Consider the following 16329-nt stretch of genomic DNA (forward strand, 5'->3'; position numbering starts at 1 on the left):
TCAGGTCAGGTAGTCGTGGACGGGCACGGCCCGGTCCAGCGTGAGGTCCGTGACGATGTGGCTCGCCGAGACGACCTCGCGCACCGGCAGGTCCGCCAGCGGCGCCAGCACGTGCGCGAAGAGCTGCAGCCGCGCGGGCCCGGTGTAGGCCTCCTTGACCACGAGATCCGTGATCCGTGTGCGGACGAGTTCGCAGACGCGCGGCGAACCGTCGTAGTCCGGAACGGTCTTGAGCATGTAGGCGGGCACGGCGATCTGCTCGCGGGCGAGTTCCGGGTCGAGCGGGTGGTGCTTGTAGCCCATCGTGGCGGTGGCCACCCGCACGCTCCCGTAGTCCAGCGTCCCCACCAGCGCGGCGTGGTCGGCGTACAGGGCCGGGGTGCCCATCGCCTTCGGGTAGGCGCTCACCTCGCGGCCCGCCGCGGTGGCCGCGAAGCTGTCCAGGTACATGGCGTGCAGATACTCGCCGTGCTCGTCCCCGTACCGCACCGGGATCGCCTGCCCGGCCTCGACGTACGGGCCGTAGCTCGTGACGTCGCCCATCTTCATCACCTCGAACCGCACGAGCGGTTCGTCCGGGTCGATCTGCAACGGCTCGGGCACGACGGCCCGCAGCGCCTCCGGGTCGGTGCGGTAGACGATGCTGAGGTATTCGCGGTCGGTGAAGCGGACCGGGACGGGCGCGTACGCGGGTGCCGTGGCAGGCGTGTCGAGGGTCCGCAGGATCTGCGCGCGGTTCATCGCCCGCTCCACTCCGGCGCGCGCTTCTCGGTGAACGCCCGGACTCCTTCGGCGAAGTCGGCCGAGCGCAGCAGCGCGCCGATCTCGGCGGTCTGCGCGGCGAATGCTTCCGACTCCGGTGCGCCGTCCGCCCGTTGGACGGTTCTCTTCACCGCGGCGAGGGCCAGCGGCGCGTTGGCCGCGATCTCCTCGGCGAGCTCCAGGGCGGCCGGCAGTGCCTGACCGTCGGGGGCGACGCGGTTCACGACGCCGAGTTCGCGGGCGCGTGCGGCGGTGACCGTGCGACCGGTGAGGAGGAGCTCCATCGCCAGGTGGTGGGGGATGCGCCTGGGGAGGCGTACGACCCCGCCGCCCCCGGCGATCAGGCCGCGCCGGACCTCGGGGAGGGCGAAGCGGGCGCCCTCGGCGGCGACCACGAGGTCGCAGGCCAGGGCGAGTTCGAAGCCGCCGCCGAGGGCGTGGCCTTCGACGGCCGCGACGAGCGGCTTGGTGGTACGGGCCTCGGTGAGCCCGGCGAAGCCCTTGCCGGGGACGGTCACCTGCTCGCCGCGGGCGGCGGCCTTGAGGTCCATGCCCGCGCAGAAGGTGCCGTCCGCGCCGGTGAGGACGCCCACCCGCAGGGCGGGGTCGGTCTCCAGGCGGTCGACGGCGGCGGCGATGCCCCGGGCGACCTCGGCGTTCACGGCGTTGCGGGCCTGCGGGCGGTCGATCGTGATGACGAGGGTGCCGGCGACGGTTTCCGTACGGACGGTGCTGTTCATCGCCGCACCTCGCCGCGGGCGAGCTCGCCGAGCACCTCGTCGGTGTGCTGGCCGGGCAGCGGCGCGTGGCGGCGCACCGAGGCCGGGGTGGCGGAGAAGTCCAGCGGGATGCCGACCACGCGGTAGGCGCCCTCGCTGGGGTGTTCGGCGACGTCCAGCAGGTGGCCTCCCTGGACGTACGGGTCCTCGGCGGCCTCGTCGAGCCGCAGCACGGGGCCGAAGGGGATGCTGTGCTTCGCGCACACCTCCGCCCACTGGGCCGTGGTCAGCCGGGGCGTCACCGTCTCCAGCAGTGCGGCCAGGTCCTCGCCGTCGCGGGCGGAGTCGATGAACTCGCCGTTGACGCGCGGGTCCTCGGCCAGGTCGGGGCGTCCCGCCGCGGCGAACAGGTCGCGGAAGTTCTGCGGGCTGTACGGGATGACCATCGCCAGGCCGTCCTTGGTCGGCCGGGCCCGGTGCCCCTTGTTCATCGACAGCGGGAAGCCGGTCGGGCCCATCGGCGGCTCGAAGGTGCGGCCCTGGAGGTGCTCGACCAGGTTGAACGCGAGCAGCGTGTCCACCATGGGCACTTCGATGTGCTGACCGCGGCCGGTCGCACGCTGGTGGACGAGGGCGGCCAGCGCCGCGTACACGATCGTCAGCGCCGCGACCTTGTCGCCGAAGATGCTCGGCAGCACGACGGGCGCCCCCACGTCGCCCGCACGCTGCGCGAGGTCCAGCAGCCCGGAGGCGGCCTGCACCGTCTCGTCGTACGCGGCCAGCCGGGCCCGGTCGGAGTCCGAACGGAAGCCCTGTGCATGGGCGTAGACGAGGCGGGGGTTGGCGGCGGCGAGGCTGTCGTAGTCCATGCCCAGGCGACGCAGGGCGTCGATGCGCATGTTGGTGATCAGGATGTCGGCGGTGCCGATCAGTTCGAGGGCCTTGGCGTGTTCGCCCTCGTCCTTGAGGTTGAGCGTCACGCTCCGCTTGTTGCGGTTGACGTTGAGGTTCAGGGGCGTCATGCCGGGCGTGCGGTGCAGTGCGCCGACGCGCACGGTGTCGTTCGGCGACTCGATCTTGATGACATCGGCACCGAGGTCGCCGAGGATCTGTGCGGCGTAGGGGCCCATCACCACCGTGGCCATGTCGATGACGCGCACTCCGGCCAACGGCCCCGATATCACTGCGGATTCCCTTGCGGATTCCATCACCACTCCCTCTTCCGGGGAATTCCCGGGGTTTCCCGGGCTGTATGGAAAACGCTAGTCCGGCGCGGTGGAGGAACCCAAGCGATCAGTGACACCGATGCACGAACAATGGCGTGACCGCAGCGGTCACGCCGAGAACACGGACCCCGCCTCCCGTACCAGGCCGTGCAGATCCCCGTCCGGCTCGGCCCGGTCGCGGCGCCAGACCAGCCCGGTCGCCAGCGAGGGCGAGAAGTCGCGGAACGGCAGGACGACGACCCTTCCTTCCTCCTCCTGTTTCCCTGCGCTCAGCAATGTGATGGCGAAAGTCGAACCGTTCGCGACGATTTCGCGCACGCTCGTATAGTCCCCGATATTGAGGCTGACTTCCTTGTGAATTCCCGCTGCTTTCAGGCGCACCTTGAGCTGGTCGAAATAGGTGGGCAGCGTGCCGGGCGCGGACGTCACATACGTGTAGTCGGTGAGTTCGCTCAACGACACCGAGGTCCGCCCGCCGAACGCGGCCGCCGGCAGCAACGCGCCCAGCGGCTCGTGCAGCAGCTCCAGCACCTCGATCCCCTCGGCGTGCACGGGCAGATGCACCAGTGCCATGGCGAGGTCCCCGCGTTGCACGGCGTTGAGGAGATTCCCGCTGTTGCCGGGCCAGCGTTTGACGTCGTACTCCTCGGTGCAGCGCGCTTCGAGCTGCGCGAGCCGTTCCCGCAGCTGCGGGTGCAGGGCCGGCACCACGCCCACGTACGCGGCCCGCCGCCCGGGCCCCAGGGCCCGGCGCAGCTGCCAGGGAATGTCGTCGAACCGGCCGAGGACATCCTTCGCGATGGGCAGCAGCGCCGCACCTGCGCGGGTCAGCGCCACATGATGCGAATCCCGGTCGAACAGCCGCTGGTCGAGTTCGCGTTCCAGATCCCGTATCCGCTGGCTCAAGGGCGAGGTGGCCATGTGCAATTGGCGTGCGGCGCGGGAAAAGCTCAGATTCTCGGCGACCGCCACGAAGTAGCGCAGGTGAAAGATCTCCACTGCCGGACTCTATCCGGGGCGGAGCGCCGTGCGTACCGGCGGTACAGGGTGGACACCCGGAGGTCGTCTGGGTCATGATCCACCGGGCGCAGCGAACCGGTCGCTCACCGTATGCGCCGGCTTCGGCGGGGCCCTGTGCTGCCGCAGTGCGTCGGCCCGACGGCGGGTTCGTCAACAAACCGTGAACCCCGGCGAGTTGACGACCGGCAACGCCCCGGCGGGCCCTAGGATCGAACTCGCGTACGCATGGCCTGCCTTTCCGAGACCCTGTGGAGAACCCTGATGGAGAACCGATGAGCGCTGCCCTGCCGGCCCCCGCCACGGACCGGGCGCAGCTGGTCGAGGTGGCCGCGGCCGATCTGCCGCGGCTTGCTTCTCTGTTCGGCCCCGACTATCCCAACCTGGCCTTCGTCCACGCGGTCGTCGACGGAGCCATCCCGGGCAGGGCCTGGGCGCACTTCCGGGACGGCACGCCGGTGGCCTGCCTGATCGCCACCACTGCGCCGTTCTGTTTCGCCGCCGGGGAGCTGAGCCCCGCCTTCTTCGCCGAGGCCAGGAGGCTGCTCGCCGGGCACGGCGAGGTGCAGCTCGTCCACGTGCCGGGCCCCGGCACCGACGCCTGGGCGGCGCAGGCCGGTTTCACGGTGGGGCGCCGGCTCCAGCACACCCGGACCCGTGCGGGGTTCGTCGCCCCCGAGCCGGCCGTCCCCGACGGCTATGCACTGGTGCGGATCGACGCGGGGACCTTCTCCGGGCTCGAATCCCCGATGGCGCGGAGCATTTTCGGCACGGCTGCCCGGTACGCCGAGCACGCGGTCGGCTTCGCCCTGGTCAAGGACGGCCAGGTGGCGGCGGACGCACACGGCGTCATCGGCGGCGGGCTGATCGAACTCGGTGCCCACACCCACCCCGACCATCGCCGCAAGGGCCTGGCGTTCGTGGTCCTGGCCGCGGTCGACCGCTGGGGCGGCGCGCAGGGCCTGCGCACCGTCACGTCCTGCCACGCGGACAAGACGCCGAGTGTCGCGCTGTCCCGGAGGCTCGGCCTGACCGAGGAATTCTCCTACCCGATAGCGCACGCCACATGCTGAAATCCTCGTTATCCGAGGCCATTTCGCCCGCGTCGGTACGGCGCGTTCGCGATCTCATCGGCCCGCACATCCGCCGTACGCCGCTGCTGCGGGCGACGGCACCGAGCCCGGTGGACATCCACCTCAAGTGCGAGAACCTCCAGATCACCCATTCGTTCAAAGCCCGGGGCGCGCTCAGCGCACTGCACGCGTACCGGCGGTTCCGGCCGGAGACATGGGCCCGGATCGTCCGCGACGGCGTCGTGACCGGCAGCTCGGGCAATTTCGCGCAGGGCCTGGCACATGTGACGTCGGAACTGGACCTGGCGTACACGGTGGTGGTGCCGGATTCGATTCCGGAGGCGAAGCGGTCGCAGATCCTCGCCTACAACCCCAGAACGCGGATCGTGAAGGTCCCGTATCCGGTCTGGCGCCGCACCATGATCTCGTCCTCCTTCTCCGGCCTGCCGGGTTTCTTCCTCTCCTCGGAGAGCGACCCGTACGTCTCGCTGGGCATCGCCACGATCGGGCTGGAGATCCAGGACGAACTGCCGGACGTGGACGCGGTGCTGGTGCCGTACGGCGGCGGGAATCTCGCCTACAGCCTGGCGAGTTATCTGGACGTCCCCGTCTACGCCGTGGAGATCAGCACCGGCGCCCCGCTCTCCGCGTCGCTGCGTGCGGGCCGCCCCACGGATGTGGCCTACGAGCGCTCGTTCGTGGACGGCATCGGCGCGAGTTTCGTCATTCCGGCCCAGTTCGAGCGGCTGAAGGACAAATTGGCCGGGGTGTTCACGGTGACTCCGCAGGAGATCGCGGAAGCGCTGTCGTCGCTGGCGTTCGCCGACAAAATCATCTGTGAGGGCGCGGGAGCCGCCGCGTACGCGGCCGCGCTGAAGCACTCGGCGTCGTACGGCTGGCGCAGCCCCGTGGCCGTCGTCAGCGGCGGCGTCATCGATCCCGGTGTCCTGCTGCACACCCTGACCACCGCCGCCGGTCAGCCGCTGACCGCGCCCATTTCCTAGCCCACTTTCCGGTTCCAGAGGAAGCGATACCGATATGAGCAACGCCCTGCCCGTCATCGAGCCGGTGAGCCCCGCCATCGGGGCCCGGGTCACGGGCCTCGACGTGTCGCAGGAGATTCCGGACGAGGCGTGGAAGACCGTCCAGGACGCCTTCCACCGGTACAACGTGCTGGTCTTTCCGGGACAGGACCTCTCGGTCGAGCAGCAGAAGACGTTCACCGCGCGCTTCGGACCCCTGCTGACGCACAGCCACTTGCTGCCGTTGACCATCGAGGGCCACCCCGAGGTGATGGTGCTCCACAACAACGAGCAGAAGCCGCCGGGGCTCAACGACTGGCACACCGACAACAGCGGCTGGACCGAGCCCCCGCTCGGCACCTCCCTCTACGCCAAGATCACGCCGACGGTCGGCGGGGACACCCTCTACGGCAACATGTACCTGGCGTACGAGGCACTGTCGGCGCCCATGCAGGAGCTGCTGCTCCAGCTGACCGCGACGCACGACACCCGCAAGGCGTTCGGCGCGGACTACGGCAACCTCCAGAGGTCGCTGCGCAAGAAGGGCATCGACTCGGACCAGCACTTCGCGGACCAGGACCCCGTGGAGCACCCGCTGATCCGCACGCACCCCGAGACGGGGCGCCGGGCACTGTACATCTCCAACCCGTACGTGACGCGGATCAACGGCGTGACCGAGTCCGAGAGCCGGGCGCTGCTGGCCTTCCTCTGCCGCCACATCGAGACCAACGAGCTGATCTACCGGCACCGTTGGACCCAGGGCGACCTGGTGATCTGGGACAACCGCTGCACCCAGCACCTCGCGGTCGCGGACTACTTCCCGCACGAGCGCCTGATGCACCGCATCAACATCGCGGGGGAGAAGCCGTTCCTGAAGCTCTGAGGCACGGCCGGTCGGGCAGGGCCCGCCGGGTTCAGGCGTGGCCGCGCAGGAACGTCATCAACGGGCCGTTGACCAGGTCGGGATGGGTCAGGCTCGGGGTGTGCCCCGCGCCCGGCACCACGATCAGGTCGACGGCCCCGGGCAGCCGGTCGCGGAGCATCTGCCCGAGCGGCAGCGGGACCGGCCGGTCGGCCTCGCCGTGCACGATCAGGGCCGGCCGGCCGATCTCCGCGAGGCGGGCGGACACGTCGTCGACGCCCATGAGCACGGCCACCGCGTCGGCCAGCCGCTCCCGGGGCTGCCCGTGCCACACGCGCAGCCACTCCTCGTGGATCCCGGGCCTGCCGAGCAGCAGGTCGAGGAGGACCGGCGCCACCGCATCCGGGCCGCCGGTGCGGAACCCCCCGGCGATGCCGCTCATCTGGTCCAGGGCCTCCTGCGGCCAGGCCACCGCCGCGGTGTCGATCAGGACCAGCGCCATGACCCGTTCCGGCGCGCGCAGTGCGGCCCGGAGCGACAGGAACCCGCCCTGGGAGTGGCCCACCAACGTGGCCTGTGCGACGCCGAGATGGTCCAGCAGACCGAGAAGGTCGCCGGCGGAATCCCAGTAGGTGTGACGGGCCCCGTCGTCCTCGGTACGGCCGTGCAGCCGCTCGTCCCACACCACACAGCGGAACTCGCCGCGCAGCGCCTCGATCTGGGGCGCCCACATCCGGTGGTCCATGAGGTTGCCGTGACTGAAGACGACCACGGGGCCGTCGCCCCCGGTGTCCTCGAAGTACAGCTGCCGACCGTCGACTGATGCAAAAGGCATGTGCCTTCTTCCCTCGGGTAACTTGGGTGACTTGTGCGCGTTCCAAGGTGCCCGCCGCGGACATGGCCGGCTTGTCGTCGCGCGCACGCCCGTTTGCCCGTACGCGCACGGGAATCCGGCATGGGGAGAAGGGGCGAGCGATGACGGTCCTCCTGCGGACGCACGACCACGCGGCGGCGGACCGGCGCGCTTTCTGGCAGGACGTCGTGTGCGACAGCTTCGTACCGGTCCACGTGGAGCCGCTGCAGGACGAGCCGTTCCGCGGGCAGATCGCGGCCGGCCGGCTCGGCGCAGTCCGGGTCGCCGAGGTGTCGGCCGATCCGAGCCGTGTCGACCGGACGGCACGGCTGATCGCCCGCTCGGATGCCGAATACCTGCTCGTGGGCGTGGTGCAGCGCGGCAGCGCGGTGGTCCGCCAGGACGGCCGCGAGACGGCGCTCGGCCCCGGGGACATCGCCTGCTACGACACCTCCCGGCCCTACACCCTCGTGTGCCGCGGGGACTTCGCGATGCTGGAGTTCATGTTCCCGCACCGCCTGGCCCACCTGGACAGCAGCCGGAGCGGCGAGGTGACGGCGACCCGGTTCTCCGCGGCGGACGGGGTCGGTGCCCTGGTCTCCCCGTTCCTCACCCGGCTGGCCGGGCACTCCCACGAGTACGCGGAGAACGCGGAAACCCTCTCCCGGACCGCCGGTGACCTGCTCGCGACCCTGTTCGCCGAGCGCCGGCCGCCGCGCCCGGACGACGACCGGCAGGCGGTCCGCCGTACCACTCTTCTGCGCGTCCGCGCCTATATCGACCAGCACTTGGCCGACCCGGACCTGTCCCCGGAGCAGATCGCGAAGGCGCACCATGTGTCACTGCGCTACCTGCAGAAACTCTTCTCCGAGGAGCGGACGACGGTCACGGCCTGGATCAGACAGCGTCGGCTGGAGGGCTGCCGCCGCGACCTGGCAGGCCCGTACGCGGCCGGCCGCACGGTCGCCGCGACGGCGGCCCGGTGGGGATTCCTCAACCCGGCCCACTTCAGCCGCGTTTTCAAGGCGGCCTATGGTGTGAGCCCCGGCGACTACCGGGCTGCGCACCTCGCGCAGGGTCGGTCCAGCAGGTAGAGGTGGGAGCGCATCTGCTGCTCCTCCTCGCCGCGGCCGGATTCCGCCCTGGCGACCCGGGACTCGGGGCGCGCACGCTGGTGACTCGCGCCGCGAGGGGGTTCTGATGCCGAGGGAAGAATCGAGGGCGGAGGCAGCGCAGTTCCGGTTGCCGCCGGTCGCGGTGTTCTGGAACGCCGATCCGGCCCTCGGCACACCGGAATTCGGGGCCGAGGTGCAGGCGATGGCGGCACGCCTGGCATCGGCACTTGCCGAGGTGCCGGTCTACCAAGGAATCGCCGCGCGTGACGCCGGCTTGGCGAAGGCCGAGGCCGCGGCAGATGCGCTGGTGCGGCGCCTGTCCGCGGATGTCCGTGCGCCCGACGGGGACCGGTTGGCGGCGGCGTCGCCCGTGGAGGAGTATTTCCGGACCCGCATGGCCGCCCTGTCCGCGCCGCAGGCCGCGCTGCAGGCGGTGCTCGTCGTTCACCGCGGTGTGACCGACCTGCGCAGTGCGCCGCTGGCCGGGAGTGATCTGGAGTACGAGCTGACGGCGATGCGGCAGGCGTTGGTGGACCTGACCGGCTGCACGAGCACCGCCGCGGCGGAACCGTCATGTGCGGACCGGCAGTCGGACCACCCCCCGTCGACGAGCGCGCCGCAGGCGATGTGGCTGGCGCGGTGGATCACCGGCCACCACATCCATGCGCTGTTCAACGTCTGTGCGACGAGCGTCCTCAGGAAAGCCCTGTCGCATGTGCGCGCAGGGGCGGTGCGCGAAGCGGTCGACCACCTGCGCCGTACGGTGGTGTACGTGCGCGGGGTGCCTGCGTCCCGGGCGCACGCCGCTGCGATGCCCGCGGACTTCTACTGCGAGATCGTGCGTCCGACCATGACGCCGCCGATCGTGTCCCTGCCGTTGAGCGGCCGTATGCATGTGGGTTTCCTGGCATGGCGCGATGCGCTGGAGGAACTGCTGCTCGTGCTGCCGGATCCGGTGGACGAACTGGCCCGCCGCGCACCGGAACTCGCCTTCGCGAGGGAGGAACTGCTGGAGGCCGACCTGGTCGAGGCCGAACGCCATGTCTGCCTGGCCGAATCCGCCGTGGCCGGAGCGCGGTCGCTGATCCAGCCGCCGCGCAGCACCGAGAACGCTGTCGCCGTGCTCCGGTTGATGCGCCACAAGCGCGCGGCGCGTTACGCACCGTTTGTCCGTTTTGGCGACCAGGTCGCGGCGGCCGCCAGGAAGGCACTCACGGGCTCGTGACGGACAGGCCGGCAGCGTCGCCCCCGATCGCTACCGATAGAATCGCGGGTGTCTTCGCAAATAGGTTGCAGAAACGAGCCCGCCGCATGGCGTCGGCCCCAGCTGATTCTCTGGGCCACGGCGGGTGTGGTGACCCTCGGGTTCCTCATCGTGCTGGAGGTCGTCGCACGTCGCTGCACCGGCCAGCCCGGGCCGCTGACCGAGCAGGCGCGAGAGGTGATCTTCCCACCGAAACCGGGGCCGCTGTACGGCGGCATGGCGTTGATGATGGTGGTGCTCACCTGGCGGCAGCGGTTCATCGCGGCCGGGGCCGCCATCGGCATCGACCTGGTCTTCGTGCTGGTGCGGTGGGCGGTCGGCGCGAAGGTGCCCGAGGGCCACTACTTCGGCAACGGCGCACTGTGGGTGATGCTGGGCTGCGCGGTCATCGCCGTCACGCGCCGCACCGGCCGGGAACGTGCGCTGCTGCTGAAGGGCGTCGGACTGGGCCTGCTGCTGGTGGCCGGCCGCAAGACCGGTGACACCTGGCTGCTCATCACGGCGAAGACCCGCCCCATGGTGCTGGATCCGTACCTGGCCACCGCCGACCATGCGCTGGGCAATCCGTCCTGGCTGGTGGGCCGGCTCCTCAGGGCCACCGGTCCGGTCGGCACCCACCTCGTCCACGTGGTCTACGCACAGCTCGCGGTGGCCGCGGTCGTCGTCGCGCTGTACCAACTGCGCAGGGTGGCGGCCGAGCGCCGCTTCCCGCGCCATCACCTGGTGCGCACGTTCCTGGTGATCGGCCTTCTCGGGCCGGCCGTCTACATGGTCTTCCCGGTGGTCGGACCGGTCTTCGCCTACGGCCCGGGCGCCTCCGGCACCGGCGGCGTGCAGTGGGCGGTGGCCAACCTGTGGCCGCACACGCCGCCGCCGGTCCACGTTCCGCACCCGGTGCCGTACGACGCGATCACCCCGCGCAACTGCATGCCCAGCCTGCACACGGCATGGGCCACCGCGATCTTCATCCACACCCGCAAGGGCCCGCGCCTCCTGCGGTACGCGGGAACGTTCTGGCTGATCGCCACGCTCACCGCAACCCTGGGATTCGGCTACCACTACGGCGTGGACCTCGTTGCCGGTGTCGTGTTCTCGCTCACGATCGAAACGGCTCTGCGCTCGTTCGACCGCGGCTGGGACCGGCCGGGAATCCGGCTGGTCGCCTACGGCACCACGGTCTTCGCCGCACTCCTGGCGGCCTACCGCTTTCTGCCGAAGGAAATGGCCACGCATCCATGGGTGTTCGGGCCGCTTCTCCTTCTGGCGATGGCCTCGGTGGTCTACGGCTACGTACGGACCACCGGCCGGTGGGAACCGGCTGCCGCACCGGCGCGACAGCCGGAACCGCGCCCCGAACTGGTCGGACAGCCCTAGGGCGTGTCGGTGGTCCGGCGCGTGCACCCGCCCGGCCCGTCTGCGGTAGTCACCGGCGGGGCGGCATGGTCGCGTCGAGGGGAAGGCGGGAGCCCTCATGTCCATGCACTGGAGCCGCATCCTGGCACTGGGCTGCGCGGCTGCCGCCGTGGGCTGTGCCCGACGCCCGCAGGACGGTCACCATCCAGGGCACCAAGGCCCTCCAGCAGCCGGCCGAACTGTTCACTCCGGACTTCCAGTTGGACAAGAGCAAGATCGCCCTCACCAAGGGCACCGCGGAGGGCGCCGCATCCCTGGCCATGGGCCAGGGCACGGTGTTCGCCACCGCCGGCGGCGACGTGACCCAGGCGGCCCAGTCGCTCTCCCGCGCCCTGCTGCCGTGACGGGCGTGGGCGGCAGCGTCCTGGCCCCGGCCGCCGGAGGCACGAACGGAGAAGGCGTCGCGGACGGCATCCGGGTGGAGATCCCGCCACGGTACTGCCCACTGCCGGCCGCGCTGCTCCACGGCGCAGGTGTCCGGGCCTTCGTCGAGGTACGGACCGCGCTCGGCAGCCGGCACAACACGGGCCGCACACGTGGCCCACGACGGCCGGCTCACCGGGCACCGCCCGACGGCGGGCGCCCGCCTGCGTGCCGACGGGGCTGCTCGTCTACGACCGTGTCCGACGGAGCGGCTCGGCCCGGCGGGAGGCCCGCAGGTCGGTGAGGGCGACCACGAGTGCCGCGAAGACGAAGAACAACACGGTGGCCAGGCCGAGTTGGAGGGCGGCGGCCCAGTCGTGGTGGTTGGCGAGATGGGCGAAGAAGACCGCGCCCACGGCGGCGATGCCCGCTGCCGTGCCGATGCGCTGCCCGGTCTGGAGCACACCCGCGGCCGACCCCGCCAGCTCCACCGGAACCTCCGTGAGGGTGAGCACGGTGTTCGGCGCGATGGTGAGGCCGGAGCCGATTCCGGCGAGCAGCAGGGGCAGGGCGGTCGCCCAGGGCGCGCCGTGGCCGGGTACGAACCGGACCGCCACGAGCGTGGCCGCGATCCCGACGGCGACCCCCAGCAGCCCGAAGACGACGAGGCCGCGCCCGTACCGGACCACCAGCCGCCCGCCCGCGGCGGCCGCGATCCCCGAACCGGCCGCGAAGGGCACCATCGCCAGACCCGCCTGCAGGGCCCCGTACCGGAGCCCGCTCTGCAGGAAGATCGAGTAGATGAAGAAGACGGTGGTGAATCCGGCGAAGTACACCATCCCCAGGAGCGCACCGAGCGCGAACGAACGGAGCCGGAACAGCCGCAGGTCGAGCACGGGTGAGCAGCCCCGCCGGCCCTGTCTGCGTTCCCAGAACCAGAAGGCGGCCAGGACGAGTGCGCCGAGCAGGGTGAGCAGCCACTTGCCGTTCCCCTTCCACTGCTGCTCCTGTGCCAGGGGCAGCATCAGGCAGACGACACCGGTGCCCAGGAGCAGCACACCGGCCGGGTCGAATCCGGTGTGCGGCGGCCGCTCGTCCGGGGCCGTCGCGGGCAGGAGGCGGGGGCTCACGACACTCACCGCGATGCCGATGGGCAGGTTCACGAAGAACACCCACCGCCAGCCGTCGGCGGCGCCGAACGCCTCGATGAGCAGTCCGCCGGCGATCGGTCCGACCGCCGTGGCGATGCCGACGACGCTGCCGAGCATGCCGAACGCCCGGGCCCGCCGCGCTCCCTCGAACATCTGCTGGATCAGCCCGAACACCTGCGGTGTGACCCATCCCGCGGCGGCCCCCTGCACCAGCCGGGAGGCCACCAGCCAGCCGGGGGACTGGGCCAGCCCACAGAAGGCCGAGGCCAGGGTGAACAGCGCGATCCCGAGGAGGAACGCGTTCCTGCGGCCTCGCTGGTCACCGAAGCGGCCGGCCGGAACCAGCACCAGGCCGAAGGTCAGCGCGTATCCGGACACCACCCAGGACAGGTCGTCCGACGCGGCGCCGAGGCCGCGCTGGATGGACGGCAGCGCCACGTTCACGATCGACACGTCGAGCAGCGTCATGAACGAGGCCGTCAGACACACCCATAGTGCCTTCCGGCGCCGCCGGTCCGCGGCCATGGACTCGCCCGTGCCGGTGTGGACGCGAGGGGCGCTCATGCCGTCAGTCAACACTTCTTCGCGGGGGCGGGTGCCTGCTGTGCGTCCGAAAGAGTGAGTTCCACCCGCAAGGAAGGTTAGCCTTACCTTCATGAGCTTTGTGCATCTCGCGGCGGCCACACCCTACGCCACCCCTCCCCTCTGGAGGATTCTGACCAAATCAGGCTATTTCGCTGGCCTCTGTGGTGCCATCGGTTTCACCGTGACGTACGCGGCAGCGGTCCGTCCCGCCCTGCGCGCGCCGGAGAGCGGGCGGAACGATGTCGCGGTCCTGCGGCGGCGGGCCGCGTTGTCCCTGGCGTGGGCCGGGGTGGCGCTGCTGGTGGCGGGCTACGTCCAGCTCGCGGCCCGGGTGGCCCGGGCCGGCAAGGGCATACCGTTCGGGGATGCGCTCGCGCCGGGACGAATACGGGACTTCCTGAGCGCACCGGCAGCGCGGGGCGCATGGGTGGCGCAGGGCACCATCTGCACGGTCCAGAACATCGTGCTCGTGCTGGCGTCCGCCACGCTCGTTGCGCTGTTCAGCCCGGCCGCGCGCCGTCACCTCGACGCCCTCGCACTGACCGCTCTGCCGCTGTCGGCCGCGGTAACGCTCATCTCGGCGATACCGGCCACCGCCCCCGCGAACACGGACCGCGTGCTCGACCTCGTCTTCACCCAAGTCCACATCGTCAGCGGCACGGTGTGGGTCGGCGGCCTGGTCCTGCTCGTCGCCCTTGCCGGAGCCCGCCGCCGACTCGGCCGGGACGCGGGCCTGTTGTGGGCGGACATCTGGCGGCGATTCGGGCTCGTCGCCCTGGTCTGTGTCGGCGCGGTGCTGACGTCCGGCCTGTGGATGTCCTGGAAGCACGTGGGCGGCATCGGGCAGTTGTGGACGACGGCCTACGGCCTTTTCCTGCTCGTCAAGAGCCTGCTGGTGCTCGGCATGGTCGCCGCCGGCGCCTTCAACCAGTTCTGGCTGATGCCCCGCATCGCCCGCGCCCGACGGGCCGATGCGACAACCTGCCTCCTGCACCTGACGCTTCGGCACTTCCCCAAGGTCGTCTGGGCCGAAGTCGCCCTCGGCGTCGGTGTCCTGGCCATTGTCCCCTTCCTCAGCGGCTCCGCCCGCCCCGCCGGCGACCCGGCGCCCGTTGCGACCGGCAGCATCTTCGCCGTCGGCGCCGTGCTCGTCCTCACCCTCGTCGCGTCGCTGTGCGTCACGGCCAAGGCCTCCGACGCCCTCGCCCGACGCCAGGTGGCGGCCCTGTCCTGACCTCGGCACCGCCGCACCGTGCGGGGGTGCCGGTGCAGCGCACCGGCACCCCCATCGCCTCTCCTCGTTACAGGGCGAGCATGGTCCGGCTCGCCATGGCGGTGTCCTGGAGCGGTTTGAGCGCCAGGCGCACCAGGACAAGCGGGTTGTCGTCGCCGGCAATACGGTTCGCACTGAGCTCACCGCATGTCAGGCACTGATGGACGACCATCCATTCGCCGTCCGGTCGCGTGAACATGCACAGCGCCTCCATCCGCCCGCGGCAGTCGGAGTCGCGGTCGCCGGGGATGCGGCGGTCGACGTGCAGACTGGCCAGGCAGTTCGGGCAGTGATTGCGGTGTGCGGTGCCCGGGGCGTCGAGGGACACGTCCAGGCGGCAGTCGACGCACCGGAAGTCGTCGGCGCGGTGGCCGCCGTGTCCGTGCAGGACGTCCTTGTGCCGCTGCGGACGCCGAGCCGCCCGGTCCCGTCCGCGTGAGTGTTTGCGTCGTGGCATGACGGTGTTCCTCCTTCCGCCGGTCACAGGCTGCCGAGTGCTTCGAGCGGGAACGGCGGCTGTGCGAGCGGGCGGACGGCCATGCGCATCAGGATGAGCTGGTTGTCGTCCGCGCATACGGGGTTGGAGGTGAGCTCGTCGCAGCGCACGCAGCGGTGGACGACCATCCAGTCACCGGTGCGCAGCACGGCGATGGCGATCGGCGACATCCGGCCGTGGCACCGGCTGGGGCCGCCCTCGACGTGATCGGTGACGTGCTGGGAGTGCAGGCATGACGGGCAGTGGTTGCGCCGCGCACCGTCGGCGGCGACGGCGGAGACGGTCAGACCGCACCACGCGCAGGCGAAAGTGTCGATCTTGAGAGTGTTGTTGGTGCTGGACACCTCGGGGTGCTCCTTGCTGAAAAAGGTCTGCGATGACAGCAAGAGCCGGCCGAGCGATCCTCGACAGGGAGGCCGCGCACACAGCGCCCATGGGTGGGCGGGGTGCTGCACGGCAGTACAGGGCACCGGAACTCACGTCCGGTCGCCGCACGGGACGGCGGCGCAGGAAAACGGACGGTTACGCGGTGCGGCGAGGCGCGCTCGGCGCGGTCCGGGGCATCAAACACTCTTCCTGGGGGCACACGGGCCCGGTCGGCAATCCGCCGTCTGCGGCTTGCGGTTTGCGATCTGCGGTCCTCCGCACCGTAGCAATTCGACGAGTACGCATGCCAACGAATATCGGAGCTCATGGTGCGGGCGCTGCCGAGGCTCCGGTCTCGACAACACCGCCACATCGCCGAGTGCCATCCTGGTGCGGGACCGGGAAAAGTTGAAGAGGAGAGCCGAGAAGAAGTCGGCGGACGGAACGGACCGGTACGTCTCCCCCACCGAAGCCTCCTCACGGCACGGGCCCTGCAGGCGAAGCGCGAGCGCACCGCTGCGCCGCCATGCCTCCGCACTGCGCCGCCTGAACCGCCACCGGCTCACCGCCAACCGCCAACCGCCAGGCGACCGTGCGGATCCAGGCTTCGGGCCGACCGTCACGCTCCAGCTGCCGCCGCCGGCTCCAGCCCTTGACGAACGCCTCCTGCACGACGTCCTGCGCCTCGTGCAGGTCGCCGAGCATCACGTACAGCTGTCCCGTGAGCCGTGCGACCGTCTGGGCATACAACTCTTCGAACTCCTCAGCG

General features: G+C 70.9%; 16 protein-coding genes and 1 pseudogene. 8 read left to right on the forward strand and 9 right to left on the reverse strand.

Features of this window, described 5'->3' with window-relative positions; translation table 11 throughout:
- From HG542_RS05530 to HG542_RS05545, 4 genes are all read right to left on the reverse strand, one after another.
- On the reverse strand, positions 1-741 hold the full coding sequence (locus HG542_RS05530; protein WP_171078891.1) for an acetoacetate decarboxylase: 741 nt from the start codon (positions 739-741) through the stop codon (positions 1-3).
- Positions 738-1502 (reverse strand): crotonase/enoyl-CoA hydratase family protein, encoded by a 765-nt coding sequence (locus HG542_RS05535; protein WP_171078892.1) that lies wholly within the window; start codon positions 1500-1502, stop codon positions 738-740. The genes HG542_RS05530 and HG542_RS05535 overlap by 4 nt, the downstream gene beginning before the upstream one ends.
- Positions 1499-2689: a CaiB/BaiF CoA transferase family protein gene (locus HG542_RS05540; RefSeq protein WP_171078893.1), complete on the reverse strand. Its 1191-nt coding sequence runs from the start codon at positions 2687-2689 to the stop codon at positions 1499-1501. The genes HG542_RS05535 and HG542_RS05540 overlap by 4 nt, the downstream gene beginning before the upstream one ends.
- Positions 2690-2815: 126 nt before the next feature.
- Positions 2816-3706, reverse strand: a complete 891-nt coding sequence (locus tag HG542_RS05545) for a LysR family transcriptional regulator (protein ID WP_171078894.1) — start codon at positions 3704-3706, stop codon at positions 2816-2818.
- Positions 3707-3999: 293 nt separating this feature from the next.
- Between HG542_RS05545 and HG542_RS05550 the strand changes: the two genes are divergently transcribed.
- The 3 genes from HG542_RS05550 to HG542_RS05560 are packed head-to-tail and all read left to right on the forward strand — an operon-like array spanning position 4000 to position 6702.
- Positions 4000-4797, forward strand: a complete 798-nt coding sequence (locus HG542_RS05550; protein ID WP_171078895.1) for a GNAT family N-acetyltransferase — start codon at positions 4000-4002, stop codon at positions 4795-4797.
- Positions 4791-5801: a pyridoxal-phosphate dependent enzyme gene (locus tag HG542_RS05555; protein WP_171078896.1), complete on the forward strand. Its 1011-nt coding sequence runs from the start codon at positions 4791-4793 to the stop codon at positions 5799-5801. The genes HG542_RS05550 and HG542_RS05555 overlap by 7 nt, the downstream gene beginning before the upstream one ends.
- Positions 5802-5835: 34 nt before the next feature.
- The gene (locus tag HG542_RS05560) at positions 5836-6702 is read left to right on the forward strand and encodes a TauD/TfdA dioxygenase family protein (RefSeq protein WP_171078897.1); all 867 of its coding nucleotides are present in this window, start codon (positions 5836-5838) and stop codon (positions 6700-6702) included.
- A gap of 31 nt (positions 6703-6733) precedes the next feature.
- Here the strand turns inward: HG542_RS05560 and HG542_RS05565 are convergent, their stop codons facing one another.
- Positions 6734-7516 (reverse strand): alpha/beta fold hydrolase, encoded by a 783-nt coding sequence (locus HG542_RS05565; protein ID WP_171078898.1) that lies wholly within the window; start codon positions 7514-7516, stop codon positions 6734-6736.
- A gap of 140 nt (positions 7517-7656) precedes the next feature.
- Between HG542_RS05565 and HG542_RS05570 the strand changes: the two genes are divergently transcribed.
- The 4 genes from HG542_RS05570 (at position 7657) to HG542_RS05585 (ending at position 11670) form a co-directional block, all read left to right on the forward strand.
- On the forward strand, positions 7657-8628 hold the full coding sequence (locus HG542_RS05570; RefSeq protein ID WP_171078899.1) for an AraC-like ligand-binding domain-containing protein: 972 nt from the start codon (positions 7657-7659) through the stop codon (positions 8626-8628).
- A 148-nt stretch (positions 8629-8776) separates the two neighbouring features.
- A complete protein-coding gene (locus HG542_RS05575) occupies positions 8777-9874 on the forward strand; it encodes a 3-methyl-L-tyrosine peroxygenase-related protein (RefSeq protein ID WP_171078900.1) in 1098 nt (365 codons plus the stop codon).
- A 126-nt stretch (positions 9875-10000) separates the two neighbouring features.
- Entirely contained in the window at positions 10001-11287 is a 1287-nt protein-coding gene (locus HG542_RS05580) for a phosphatase PAP2 family protein (RefSeq protein WP_373313132.1), read from the forward strand.
- 155 nt (positions 11288-11442) lie between these two features.
- Positions 11443-11670, forward strand: coding sequence for a hypothetical protein (locus HG542_RS05585; RefSeq protein ID WP_171078901.1), 228 nt, complete (start codon positions 11443-11445; stop codon positions 11668-11670).
- A 267-nt stretch (positions 11671-11937) separates the two neighbouring features.
- Here HG542_RS05585 and HG542_RS05590 read toward each other — a convergent pair whose 3' ends face one another.
- Positions 11938-13404: an MFS transporter gene (locus tag HG542_RS05590; RefSeq protein ID WP_171078902.1), complete on the reverse strand. Its 1467-nt coding sequence runs from the start codon at positions 13402-13404 to the stop codon at positions 11938-11940.
- A gap of 202 nt (positions 13405-13606) precedes the next feature.
- On the opposite strand from HG542_RS05590, the gene HG542_RS05595 reads away from it, so the two are divergent.
- A complete protein-coding gene (locus tag HG542_RS05595; RefSeq protein ID WP_171078903.1) occupies positions 13607-14659 on the forward strand; it encodes a CopD family protein in 1053 nt (350 codons plus the stop codon).
- Between the two features lie 67 nt (positions 14660-14726).
- Here the strand turns inward: HG542_RS05595 and HG542_RS05600 are convergent, their stop codons facing one another.
- The 3 genes and pseudogenes from HG542_RS05600 to HG542_RS36245 all read right to left on the reverse strand — a co-directional run.
- Positions 14727-15155 (reverse strand): RNHCP domain-containing protein, encoded by a 429-nt coding sequence (locus HG542_RS05600; protein WP_171078904.1) that lies wholly within the window; start codon positions 15153-15155, stop codon positions 14727-14729.
- A 23-nt stretch (positions 15156-15178) separates the two neighbouring features.
- Positions 15179-15538, reverse strand: coding sequence for an RNHCP domain-containing protein (locus HG542_RS05605; protein ID WP_171078905.1), 360 nt, complete (start codon positions 15536-15538; stop codon positions 15179-15181).
- 530 nt (positions 15539-16068) lie between these two features.
- Positions 16069-16329: pseudogene (locus tag HG542_RS36245) on the reverse strand (sigma factor); the annotation flags it as partial.

This window comes from Streptomyces morookaense, assembly GCF_013030945.1.
Taxonomy (GTDB): Bacteria; Actinomycetota; Actinomycetes; order Streptomycetales; family Streptomycetaceae; genus Streptomyces; species Streptomyces morookaensis.